The organism is Saprospiraceae bacterium (genome assembly GCA_016712145.1).
GTDB lineage: Bacteria > Bacteroidota > Bacteroidia > Chitinophagales > Saprospiraceae > Vicinibacter.
The window spans coordinates 1,873,621-1,886,448 of the sequence record JADJRO010000001.1 but is presented as its reverse complement, the minus strand read 5'-3'; the positions used below and the strand labels follow the sequence as shown (position 1 = coordinate 1,886,448).

At 36.8% G+C, this 12,828-nt stretch carries 10 protein-coding genes and 2 pseudogenes; 2 read left to right on the top strand and 10 right to left on the bottom strand.

All coding sequences use genetic code 11. The features are described 5' to 3' along the window. Positions 1-80 precede the first annotated feature (80 nt). The 8 genes and pseudogenes from IPK91_08000 to IPK91_07965 form a co-directional block, all read right to left on the bottom strand. Positions 81-457: pseudogene (locus IPK91_08000) on the bottom strand (GxxExxY protein). A 117-nt stretch (positions 458-574) separates the two neighbouring features. Beyond that, on the bottom strand, positions 575-1,522 hold the full coding sequence (locus IPK91_07995; protein MBK8297204.1) for a lytic transglycosylase domain-containing protein: 948 nt from the start codon (positions 1,520-1,522) through the stop codon (positions 575-577). Positions 1,523-1,589: 67 nt separating this feature from the next. Then, positions 1,590-3,404, bottom strand: coding sequence for a M2 family metallopeptidase (locus IPK91_07990; GenBank protein ID MBK8297203.1), 1,815 nt, complete (start codon positions 3,402-3,404; stop codon positions 1,590-1,592). A gap of 186 nt (positions 3,405-3,590) precedes the next feature. Next, positions 3,591-4,349 (bottom strand): ATP-binding cassette domain-containing protein, encoded by a 759-nt coding sequence (locus IPK91_07985; protein MBK8297202.1) that lies wholly within the window; start codon positions 4,347-4,349, stop codon positions 3,591-3,593. After that, a pseudogene (locus IPK91_07980) lies at positions 4,346-5,089 on the bottom strand (ABC transporter permease). Before IPK91_07980 ends, IPK91_07985 begins: the two are co-directional and overlap by 4 nt. Then, positions 5,089-6,546 (bottom strand): aldehyde dehydrogenase, encoded by a 1,458-nt coding sequence (locus IPK91_07975; protein ID MBK8297201.1) that lies wholly within the window; start codon positions 6,544-6,546, stop codon positions 5,089-5,091. Before IPK91_07975 ends, IPK91_07980 begins: the two are co-directional and overlap by 1 nt. 15 nt (positions 6,547-6,561) lie before the next feature. Beyond that, a complete protein-coding gene (locus IPK91_07970; protein ID MBK8297200.1) occupies positions 6,562-7,191 on the bottom strand; it encodes a PspC domain-containing protein in 630 nt (209 codons plus the stop codon). Continuing rightward, complete coding sequence (locus tag IPK91_07965; protein ID MBK8297199.1) at positions 7,175-7,528, bottom strand: PadR family transcriptional regulator; 354 nt, start codon at positions 7,526-7,528, stop codon at positions 7,175-7,177. Before IPK91_07965 ends, IPK91_07970 begins: the two co-directional genes overlap by 17 nt. A gap of 259 nt (positions 7,529-7,787) precedes the next feature. On the opposite strand from IPK91_07965, the gene IPK91_07960 reads away from it, so the two are divergent. Further along, entirely contained in the window at positions 7,788-8,654 is an 867-nt protein-coding gene (locus IPK91_07960) for a hypothetical protein (protein ID MBK8297198.1), read from the top strand. Positions 8,655-8,657: 3 nt separating this feature from the next. Continuing rightward, positions 8,658-9,560: an ROK family protein gene (locus IPK91_07955; GenBank protein MBK8297197.1), complete on the top strand. Its 903-nt coding sequence runs from the start codon at positions 8,658-8,660 to the stop codon at positions 9,558-9,560. Positions 9,561-9,758: 198 nt separating this feature from the next. On the opposite strand, the gene IPK91_07950 is transcribed toward IPK91_07955, so the two are convergent. Beyond that, positions 9,759-12,062 (bottom strand): CotH kinase family protein, encoded by a 2,304-nt coding sequence (locus IPK91_07950; protein ID MBK8297196.1) that lies wholly within the window; start codon positions 12,060-12,062, stop codon positions 9,759-9,761. Positions 12,063-12,237: 175 nt separating this feature from the next. Then, positions 12,238-12,816, bottom strand: a complete 579-nt coding sequence (locus IPK91_07945) for a nitroreductase (protein MBK8297195.1) — start codon at positions 12,814-12,816, stop codon at positions 12,238-12,240. Between the last annotated feature and the right edge of the window lie 12 nt (positions 12,817-12,828).

Below are 12,828 nucleotides of genomic sequence, written 5' to 3'. Positions count from 1 at the left end.
GAGTAAAGACCCAGGGAAGAGGAATTCACGCAGAGACGCAAAGGCGCAAAGTGGATGAGTATAGAGTAAAAGCTTAGGAATTAAAGCTTGTTTACGATTTTTGAAATACCATATTTGAGTAGAGCTTCATTAAAATTAACCAAGAGGCCAAGTTTTATACCTGTTATCTTTAAATAAGTCAGAAGCTGTTTTTTATGGACAGGAGCTATGGTTTCAACTGATTTAATTTCAATAATTTTTTTATTTTCAATTATAAAATCTGCTCTAAAACCAATATCCATTTTTAAATCTTCTCAAAATACTGGAATTGATTTTTGCCTTTGAACATTTAAATTTAGTTTTGCGAATTCATAATCAAGAATTTCTTCATAAACAGACACAAATTAACCAGGACCCAATGAAGTGTGCAATTTAAACAGACATCAATAATTATCGAACTGATTTCATTTTCGTTCATAGTGTAATTATATTTTTAGGTATTAATAATTATATATAATTGGAACTCAGAAAGAATTCCTCCTCTTAGCGTCTTTGCGTCTCTGCGTGCAATAAACGCTTCGGATGATAAATAAAATTATTCTTGTTGTTTGTATAAATTCCGAAAATGCTTATTTCGGAATTTTAATGGAATATTTTTTCCATTGGCCACTTGTAAATCTGATTTGATCAACCAGGGATTATACAATTTTAGTTGGCGGTACGTAATGTTATGTTCATGAGCAAAATCCGCTAAATCTGGGATGGAAGAACTTACTTCCACCAAATCATATTTTGTCAATTCCGGATAACATTCATTTTTACGACTGTAGAATCCAAATTTTTCAGGATTTGCCATAATTTCTTTCATAGCAACAATACGAAAAACATAGCGATTGGTTTCTTCACTTAAATTCAAGTCGTAATAATTGTTTTCTTTTTGTTCGGCCAAAGCTTTTTGGAGTGCGGTTGGTCCCATATTGTAAGCAGCTGCAGCCAATGTCCATGTACCAAAGCGTTCTTTCATTTTTCGCAAATATTTACAAGCAGCCAGGCTTGCTTTTTCAGGATGATTGCGTTCGTCAACATAGGCATTTATTTCAAGGTCTAATTCCTTGGCAGCTTCTTCTTTAAACTGCCAGATTCCTTTTGCTCCAGCATAAGATACTGCATTTCGCAAAGAGCTTTCAGCAACTGCCAGGTATTTCATATCATCAGGAATTCCCTGTTCTGCAAAAATCCGTTCGAATAGTGGAAAATATCGTTGTGCCAATTTTAAATGCAAGAGTGTATGACTGTGCATATAGCTATTTAGCAATAACTCCCGTTCCAATCGTTCAGATACATCAAAATAATCTATTGGCATGTTTTCTCCAGCAAAGTCATACTTATCAGCCAATTTAATCGAATGAATGGTCTGTGGAAGGGGATCGTAGCGATTGTTAAAAGGCAAATCCTCTGAGCTGTGTAACATGAATACAGCCAGTGCTCCCAAGAGCATGCCTCCTGCTACAAGACTTATTTTAATCCAAACCGGTTTTTGCATAAAATTTAAACGTTGGGTTTATAAAGATAGGTATTTACCAATGAAACTAAATGTTGAGATCTTGCAATTAGATGGATTCCGGAAGGGTATAGCTTCTTCCTTTATTAACTTCTTTTAAATACGTCATCAATGGTTCAAAGTAGCGCAGCATCGCTTTCGCATTTAAATCCTCTCCTGTATTGTCTTTCAATAATTTTTTCCAGTCTTCAATTGCACCTTTTGAAAGAATGTGGTGTAAGAATTTGCCAATTTCTTTATTGCCAAAATAATTAGTAGCCTGCGGCTCTTGCTTTAATATAGTTTGAGCTATATGGTCGTGCATTTGAAATAATAACACAAAGGACAATGCATAATCATAATATTGAGCTGCATCATCATTGATATGTGTTTTCGTTGCGGCATCACAATAAATTTCATCACGTGCAGCAGGAGGCGCAATTCCCTGAAACTTTTGGACATAATCCCACCAACTTTTATTCCATTGATCAGGAGACAAATTGTTATGATATAAATCGTGTTCAAAATGCGTCATCACACCGGCACTCCAAGGAATAAACACAATGTAGTTTAAGGCTTCTTTTAATAGAATTTGCGTTTGATCAATTTTTGTTTTTTCATCTACCAGGCCCAGATTTTGGAGAAAGGGTTTTTGCATAGCAGCCAAACCCATCATGCTTCCAATTGCTTCATGATATGCGCGATTGGCTCCTTTCCGCAATACGAATGGAATACCAGGCTTTGCATATTCTAAATAATAATAGATATGACCTAATTCATGATGGGTGGTTTCATACCATTCGGAATTGGCTTCAATGCTCATTAAAGAACGAACATCTTGATTAAGATCCAAATGCCATGCAGATGCATGTGTATTTTTTTTGTATTGTGTACCGGGAGCTAAGGCATAGAGATCAGATTTTTGATAAAATGATTCAGGTAGGCTGTCAAAACCAAGACTTACATAAAAACGTTCTGCTTGTTCCACACACCATTTATCTCCTTTGGCTTTTATGATTTTGTCAAGATCAAATCCTTCCACAGCTACCAGTGCAGACCAATCCTGTCCCCAACGATTAGGAAGCCAATGTGCAGGCAAAAGATCCGGTACATTTTTTTCTTTGTATTTTTTTGCAAGCTCGTAACGTGCATAGGTATGCAATTCCCGATACAAGGGCCAGGCATCCCGAATCATGTTTCGACAATCAACCATCATCTGATCTGCATCCATGCCGTATTCTGAAACCTGATAATTAAAATAATCAGAATATCCAATAGCCTGTACCGTTTTATTTCTAAGATCCCTGAGATTAATCAATCCCGGCTTAAGCGCTTTACCCAGTTCTTTGCTTGCATTCCAGGCAGCGAGTCGTTCTTTGAGATTGGTATTATCTTTTAAAATATCATCAATTTTGTTAGGGTCAACTTCTTTTCCATTGAGTTGAAATTTAAACCCATACATTTTTTCAGTTTGAGCAGTACCCGCTGCAATTCGTTGTGCTACCAATTCTTTTGCAACAGCGGGATTATCACCTGCAGCATACAAAATGGCTTCTAGCTGTGTTATTTGTAGTGTTTCCAAGGAATCTTTTAATGCTAAATATTTTTTACACGCGTTGATGTTTTCTTCGCTCCCGGTAAATTTTGCTAATGCTTCATTGGCTGCTTTGGTCCGAGTCGCATTGGTTGTATCTCCTTCAACAATATGTGTTTGAGATATCCACTCTGCTTCAGACGCGATGGTATATAATTTTTGAAATTCTGTATTATAGCTATCTAAAAAAGACTGTGCTTCCTCTTTGACGGGAGGAGCAACAGGTGTCTGAACAGTTGGTTTGCATGAGCAGATTGCAAGAATTGCGATGACCGCGATTTGAAGTTTCATTTTGTTTGATTTAAAATCTAAAAATTGAAATAAATATAAATGAATTTACTAAATTATGGAACAGTTTCTTTCTCTTCGGATAAATATTTATTAAATAACAAGTAAACCTACCTTTAAATCCATTTTACAATTGCAGGAAATATCTTCAAGGTTCCTAATAATTGAAATTTGTAATTGGCTATTGGTTTACATGTTCATCTTTGCTTTCAACCTTTGTAAAAATGGAGAGGCAAAAATGAATCCCTGTAAAATTTCATTTTTACTGCTTAATACTTCTTCCTTTGTACCAGTCCAGGCTAATTGACCTTCATGAATTAAAATAATATTGTCACCTATTTCCATTACACTGTTCATGTCATGGGTATTGATTACGGTAATAATATTTTCCTCTTTGGTAATTGCATAAATCAATTCATCAATTACCAGGGATGTTTTTGGATCTAATCCTGAATTGGGTTCATCGCAAAATAAATATTTTGGTTTCAACACAATGGCTCGTGCAATTCCTACCCGTTTTTGCATGCCTCCGGATAACTCCGAAGGATATTTTTTATTATTTCCGGTAAGGTTTACCCGTTCGAGACAATAGTCAACGCGTTTGTCTTTTTCTTTACGCGTCATGTTGGAAAACATATCCAATGGAAATCGAATATTATCTTCCACATTCATAGAATCAAACAATGCAGACCCTTGAAACAACATGCCAATTTGCATGCGCAATTCACGAGTTTGTTGTTTGTTTAATGAATAAAAATCAATTTGATCATAAAATACATTTCCAGCACTGGGTTTAATAAGTCCGATCAGTATTTTTAGCAGGACCGTTTTTCCTGCACCGGACCGACCAATAATCAAATTGGCTTTGCCTTGTACAAATGTGCAAGACACATCATTGAGTACAACTTGTTCGTTAAAATTTTTAAAGATGTGTTCGGCTCGTATCATGAAGTCATCAGCATGGCAATGATATAATCTGAAAGTAAAATGAGAATATTGGAATATACAACCGCTCTGGTACTGGCATCTCCTAATTAAATGCTTCCCCCTTTTACAAAATAACCTTGATAGCATGGTACGGTTGTTAAAATAAATGCAAAGACAATGGCTTTAACAAACATCATCCATACATTATAGGGCACAAAAAATGAACGCAATCCACGAATATATTCTGCATGAGAAAACCAATTGGTAGGAACCACTGCAAGATAACCACCTATAATACTTATAAAAGCGCCAATGCATACCAACATTGGGATTACAATCAATGCAGCGATGACCTTAGGTTGCAATAAATAAGACGCAGTATTTACCCCCATGATTTCCATTGCGTCGATATGTTCTTTTTGACGCATGCCTCCAAGTTCAGCTGCAAGATTCGATCCGACTTTTCCTGCTAACAGCATACATGAAAAGGTTGGAGCCAATTCAATAATCGTCATGTCGCGAACGATGTAACCAACATAATATCTTGGGATCAGGGAATCACCCATTTGGTAAGCAAATTGAACAGCCGTAACTGCACCAATAAAAATTGAAATGATTCCAACAATGACAACAGAGCCGATGCCAATGCTATTCATTTGCCGAAGCGTTTCCTTCCAATACATGGAATAGCGTTCCGGTTTATGAAAGGCTTGTCCCAACCATTGGATATATCTCCCAAAATGATAAACAGCTGAAAACATTAAATGGGGTTTGAATTATAATTGATACAAACATTTTTAGGTTCGGTAAAAAAACGCATCGCTTCAAATCCGCCTTCTCTACCCACTCCGGAATCATTCATTCCACCAAAAGGAGTTCGTAAATCCCGTAACAGCCAACAATTAATCCAAACAATGCCCGTATGAATTTGTTCGGCCATTCGGTGGGCTCGGTTCAAATTAGTGGTCCAAAGAGTCGATGCCAATCCGTAGTCACTTGCATTTGCAAGCGCCAGAGCTTCTTCATCCGATTTAAACGATTGTAAGGTAACCACAGGCCCAAAGATTTCTTCCATGTTGGTTCGACAAGCAGGTCCCAAACCTTCGATTACACAGGGTTTTATAAAGGCTCCTCCTTCACACCTACCGGCTAATTTGATTTGATTTCCTCCAGTTAGAATGGTCCCGCCCTCTTGTTTTGCCAATTCAATATAATTTAAAACTTTATTCAGATGGTCCTTGGATATGAGAGAACCCATTTTACAATCAGACTCCAAAGGATCTGAAGGGAACATTTTATCAACCTTTCCTAGAAAATCTGTTTTAAATCGGTCGTAAATGCTTTCTTCAATTAAAATCCGACTGCCACATAGACAAATTTGTCCGTTATTTGAAAATGCCAAACGGACGACTTGCTTCAGGGTGTGTTCATAATCACAATCAGCAAAGACCAGACAAGGATTTTTACCTCCTAATTCAAGACTTAATTTTTTAAATCGGGGAGCTACCTGAGCGGCAATGTGGTTTCCCGTTTTTGTTCCACCGGTAAATGAAATTGCTTTTATTTCAGGGTGTTGAATCATGGCTTCTCCAGCTTCCGTGCCATAACCGTGAATTATATTTAAGACACCATCCGGTAAACCAGCCTCTTGACAAATTTTACCTAAAAGATAAGCAGTTGTCGGACTCAATTCAGAGGGTTTTGCAATTACACAATTTCCGGTAGCGAGTGCTGGAGCAATTTTCCATGTAAAAAGATAGAGTGGTAAATTCCAGGGGGAAATACATCCCACGATGCCAATAGCTTGTCTAAGCGTATAATTAATAGCCCGATTTGGCATTTCATGAGCTTCAGATGCAAATTGCATGGAAGCCGTTGCAAAAAATCTAAAATTGGATGCAGCTCTTGGAATATCTATTTGTAATGAATGGCTGATTGCTTTCCCGGTATCATTCGTTTCAGCCTGTGCCAATGCTGTTAAATTTGATTCAATGCCTTCAGCAATTTTGTTGAGAATTAAAAAGCGCTGTTCCTGTGGGCATGCAGCCCATGTAGGAAAAGCAGCGTTTGCTGCCTGGACGGCTCTGTCTAAGTCGTTTTTATTGCTTCTTGGAATTTTTGAAATGATTAATCCGGTAGCCGGATTCACATTGTCTAAATACGCTGAATCAGCAGGGGCACAATACGATCCATTAATAAAATTTTCAATAAACTGCATGGATAGCAAAGATAGTTAGCGACGCCGTTTCTTGCGCCACTTATCCCGCCACTCGTCAAAACGATCTGTTAAATCATCGATTTCTTCTTCTACTTTATTTGCAATATTGTGAATATTGATGGGTTTGCCTTTCATCGCAAGGCGATCCGCTGCGGTGACTGCTTCAGGCACAATAAGCATCAAGATAAGATAAGTCACAATTCCAAATCCGGCAAAACCTAATAAAACAAAGGTCAATCTTACCCAAACAGGATCATCAACGCCTATATAATGCGCAATTCCAGAACAAACACCGGAGATTTTTTTATCGTATGGATCTCTAAATAGCCGTTTACCAAGACGGTATTCACCATATGCAGAAGTCCGGGGTTCTTCATAATCAGGCTGCCCTTCAAAACGTTCTTCGGTTCCCATGACTTGAATCATTTGGTCTACATGCTGAAGGGTTACAATGGACATGCCTTTCATGTATTCTTTAAAAAGCTCTGCAATCCGGGATTCAATATCTCCCATGATTTCATGATGGCCTTCCGATTTTGAAAAATGGCGATCCAGCTGAACCAGGTATTGATCTAATTTGAAATAGGCATCTTCATTGACAGCAAATGGAAAGCCTCCGACATTGATGTTATGTATTTTGTTCATTTTCAGTTTTTATAATTGTAATAGATTGATTGACACTTTGTACAAATTGATGCCAGCTTTGTAGCAACACATTTAATGCTTGTTTCCCTTCTTCCGTAATGGTAAAGTACTTTCTGGGTGGTCCGGCATTGGATTCTTTCCAATGGTATTCCAGCAATCCGCTATTTTTTAACCTGCTTAAAATTGGGTAAAGGGTGCCTTCTACTACGATCAGATCAGCTGATTTTAAGCGATTAATCATATCAGAAGGATAGGCTTCTTCTTCATTGATAATGGAAAGAATGCAAAGATCCAGAACTCCTTTTTTCATTTGTGCGATGGCATTTTCAATTTTCATACTGCAAAATTAATATTATAACAGGTACTATGTATAACATAGTTCCATTTTAAGCACAATTTTTTTATTTTTTTTGAAATAAAAATAAAGTGCTGATATTCAATTACATATAAAAAATAAAACTTGCATTGTTCGTTTGGAAGTCTTTCTAAGTCCTTCAGCAAATACCTAAAAACTGCCTAAAATCTTGAAATTGAGTTTTGTAAGTTTATTAATTAGTTGCCTCAGCTTTTGTTTTTTAAGATAATTTTGACGCTCTATGCAATTTGAAGTCCGAAAATTTCTATTCATCATCAATCCAAAATCTGGTGCACAAAGACGCTATGATTGGGAGTACATGATTGAAAAACATTTAAAAGCAGATTTATTTCTCATTGTAGAATCGGTAAGTCCGGCTCATAGTGACGAATTGGTACGTCAATATTCAGAAGATACCAACGTTTGTGTTGTAGCAGTTGGAGGCGATGGTACTGTCAGCGAGCTTGCTAAAATGGTTTATAAATTTAATTTGATGCTCGGCATTATTCCAATTGGTTCAGGAAATGGATTGGCAAGGCATCTGAAAATTTCAACCAGTCCGGCAAAAGCACTCGCTCGATTGACAACTGGAAAACCAAAACATATTGATCTAATTAAAGTAAACAATCGGTATTGCTGCAATACCACTGGAATTGGATTTAGTGGATTGATCAGTCGTTATTTTGGAAATAAAGGCAAACGCGGATTTACGACGTATTTTAAATTGGCTTTCAGATTGCATAAAGAAAGCAAGTGCTTTGATGTGGTACTTAATGACAAATTATTTAAAGACGTTTGGTCCATCGAAATTGCAAATTCGTCTCAACTTGGAAACAATGCCATTGTATCTCCTTTAGCATCCGTAAGTGATGGAATCATGGATGTATTAATTATGAGCAAACCAAAATCCTGGCAAATTCCCGGATTAATTTACATGGTATTCAGTCGGAATATTTTAAAATCCAGTTTAAGTCATTTTATACGTGCCAGTGAATTAATTGTAAAACTACCTGTTGAACAGGAACATCATATAGACGGAGAACACCGGGGATTAATTTCTGAATTGGAAGTAAAAATACTTCCTTCTGTATTAAAAGTAATTTTATAAAACATGTCAGATTTACTTTGGGGAATTGATTTGGGCGGAACAAAAATTGAAGGGGTTGCGATTGAAATAAATCCCGAATTAAAAGTGGTTGAAAGATTGCGTGTCCCAACAGAAGCAGATCAGGGTTATGATCACATCTTATCTCAGATAAAAAAGCTAATTAAACAAATTGGTGAAAAGACAAATTCATATCCAGCTTTTCTTGGTATAGGGACTCCAGGCATTGTAGATCAGGAAACCCATCTCATTAAAAATAGTAATACGCTTGGTTTGATTGGCAGACCAATGAAAGAAGATCTTGAAAATCTTTTGGGTATAAAAGTTACGATGGCAAACGACGCAAACTGTTTTGCAATGGCTGAAGCACAATTGGGTGCCGTACCGGATTATGTTAAAAATCCGGAAGTCGTTTTCGGTGTTATCATGGGTACAGGTGTTGGAAGTGGCATTGTGGTCAATGGCAAAGTAATTCATGGCAAACACGGAATCGGTGGAGAATGGGGTCATAATGTGTTGGATGAAAGCGGTGATTTGTGCTATTGCGGCAAAAAAGGCTGTGTTGAAACGTTTATTTCCGGGCCGTCTTGTGAACGACATTATGAAAAACTCAGTGGTGAAAAAATAAAAATGGCAGAAGTCTATGCACGATATCTACAAGGAGATCATTTTGCAGTAGAAACCATGGAGCGATTCGTCTATTATTTTGGCAAAGCAGTTGCAGTAGTAATTAATATCATTGATCCAGAAATTATTGTATTTGGCGGTGGATTGGGAAATTTAGATATACTTTATAACCAGGGCCGTGAAGAAGTCAGAAAATATATTTTCAACTACGAATTGAAAACACTCTTTGTAAAACCCAAACTCGGTGACAGTGCCGGGGTTATTGGAGCCGCTTTGCTTTAATGCAATGCTGCGATGCTGCAATTTTCCAATGTTAAAATTTAAATGAATTAATAAAAATTTCAAATGATAAGCAATAGTTGCCGAAGGCGTCCCGCCGAGGCGTGAGGGGAGTTGCTCACACATGGGTAAAAAGAAAGGAAGTCTGTAGGTTTTATTAAACTCCAGACTTAATAGCCTAATAGCTTTTCAGCTTTAATCCTACAGTTTAATTATTTTTTCGGTAAACCGTTGATTCCCGATTCGAATATGAAAATAATACAAACCACTTGGTAATGTATTAGTAGAAAATTCAAATTCGCTTTGGCCTTGCAAGTCGTTATTTGAATTTATAACATGCTGTCCTACTGAATTGATTAGTTGAAATGAAAAAAGTTTGTCATTCGCTATTTTTAAAACGATGGATTCAACAAATGGATTAGGATAAATTCTGTATCCGTTATATTTTAAATCTTTGGTTAAAACCACGCAGGTATTTTCTTTATTGAAACTGGGAAGGCTGGTTGTAATCCAGTTAATTGGACAATAAGCATACGACTGATTATCTGGAATTTCCGGGAAACTAATTGAATCAACCAGGCTGCTGTCGGAATTAGAAATATAAACTTGTTCGCCGGATTTAGCCAATTTAAAATTTGCATGCAGTCCGGGATCTTTACCATCTTCATCTGCCCATATAATCAAATAAGATTTGGCAGGAATGCTGGTATCAGGAAAAGCCCATTTTAATTTATTATCTGCATTGTCTGAAAAATATAAACCTAAGCATTTGATTTCTGAATCAGTGGCATTGTATAATTCAATCCAATCTTCAAAATTACCAGATTCATCCGCTACAAAATCTGTATTTGAAGCCATAAGTTCGTTTATACGCAAAGCACCAGCTGGAATATTTGTTACCGAAACGTTTAAATTGTAAAATTCATATTCTGCACGAACCGGTGAAACACTTGCGATGAATTCATTTTCTGCATACAAATAATATTGGATATTCAAATGATTTCCAATATTCATGGTGGCGGCATAAATACCATCGCCGGCAGCGCCATCCAAATGCAAACCATCATCGTACATGGGAAGTTCGATAAATTTTTCTGTTTTATCAAAGCGGTAAAATAGAGAGGCGGCTGTGCGGTTTTGTATTCTTGCTGATATGGTCACTGGTGAATTTAATACAAGAACCGATGGGCTATTTGAAATTTCTGAAATAACCGGTTTAATAACGTTTAATGCAACATGAGAATTTAAATAATTGATACGCGCATTGGTCAATGAAATTAAACCCGGATAAGTTTTTGCCATTCCGGTACCTACTGAATAATCTGAGTACAAATTGGAACGGAAGGCTGCATCTGTAAAAAACTTATTCTTATCATTTGCAACAGACGATGCAATCAAATTTTGGTAAGCTAAACCATCTGATTCGTATCCATTGCTTGCTTTTGCTTCTTCGAGTATTGTGTATAAGTGTGCCAGGTAGCGTTTCTTAAATTTTGGAATGGAGAATAATTTCGAAATCAAAGGTCTTTCTGAATTTGTAAGATGAAGCAAAGGATCCAATTGTTGCATTTGCAATACGTTAAGTGAAGTGCCTGTACCGGCATTGGTAAATGCGCCAAAAAATTCATTGAAGTCCCAGGGAATGGTATTAAAACGTCCAATGGCATTTTGATACACCAAATAATTGTGTCCGGAACCGGAATAGCTATCCAGGTTGACATAAAAATTATTGAGCGCCAGCATCCATAAGGCACGGTCAACATCCAGTAAGGATTCGATGTTTGAAACATTTTGCCCCAGAACTTGCATCATTGAAATAAATTCTTTCCAACCGGAGGCAGATTCTTTTTCGTAACTGTTTGCATAACATTCGGAGTCAGGACTAACATATTTTAAAGCAGATCCGGTCATTCCCGGCGGACAGGTGCCAGGCAATTGAACCTGTTTGTCAGCCCGGTCGCATTGAAAAAATGAACCTGTTGTTGAATAGAAATGATTTGATAAAAAGGCATTGTCCACATCTTCGACATTGGTGTAGAGTCCTAATAAAACATCATTCACATAAATATTGATAAAATTAGCTTTAGGCGCAGGCAAATATTGACGTGCAATTTGATAACCCAATACTTCTCTTAAAAAACTAGGATCCATAAATCCGCTGGAAAGTTTGAGTGTATTGTAGCCTTCATATTTTTGATCAAGAATATAATCTAATTTAATATTAAACGGATTTTTAGCACGTGTTGGATTGTAACTGCTGTTTCCTTTGTATCGAATACCCACACTGTCAAAGGAAATTCCATTGAGTAAGACTTTTGTAGCTAACAATCGGGCATCTGAATCAGCAGCACGCAATGAATCCAGTTTTTGATCCCAATTGGAATACGGAAAATATATTTTTAATTCCTGGATTTGATTGGGGGCGTAAAATGACTGTGAATTTATCCTTAAAGCAATTAATAGGAGGAAAGTGAAGATGCATTTCATATTGGAAGATAAGTACATTGGACTTTATTTTTATATTGAGGTTTAAATTTTTTATTATTGGTATGATTAAAAAATAGGGGATCAGAAAATACGATAAATTAGTTTCTAAATATACTTTTCCGATTCCAAACAGTTTTTAAGACACGCAAACTTTCACCGCATTATACCCTACCAAACTGCATTACCTCTATCCTTATCCCATTTTCCTTAAAATTTCTGACAACGGTTTTCTATTTGGAACCGGAGCTTCATAATCCGACCAACCCATAAAAAACAAACCCAGGCAAAATTCATTTTCTGATAAACTCAGAAATTCCTTCATATGATGGATGGCATCCGGACTGCTCCAATAAGATCCAATTCCTAATGCGGTACAACTCAACCAAATATTTTGAACTGCACATGCCAGTGCTGCTGTTTCTTCCCATTCCGGTATTAGGGTTGCAGGACTTCTTTGGATACATATTGCAAGTACTGCTGCTGATTGCAATGGTTTTTCTCCGGCTTTTTTAAATTTTACCGGATCAAAATTTTCAGCACTCGTATTGAGTTTGTATCGATTCGAAAGAAATTCAGACAAATCTTTTAATGAGTCATTTTCAATCAGAACAAAGCGCCAGGGCTCTGTTTTCTTGTGATTGGGCGCCCAACGGGCATTTTCAAGAATGGACTCGAGGATTTCAGCTGAGATCTTGCCCGGTTTGTAATTCTGTGGAAAAATCGCCCGGCGGCTATGTATCAATTCAGTTAAAAGTTCAAATTTTTCATTCATCTTTAAAAATTA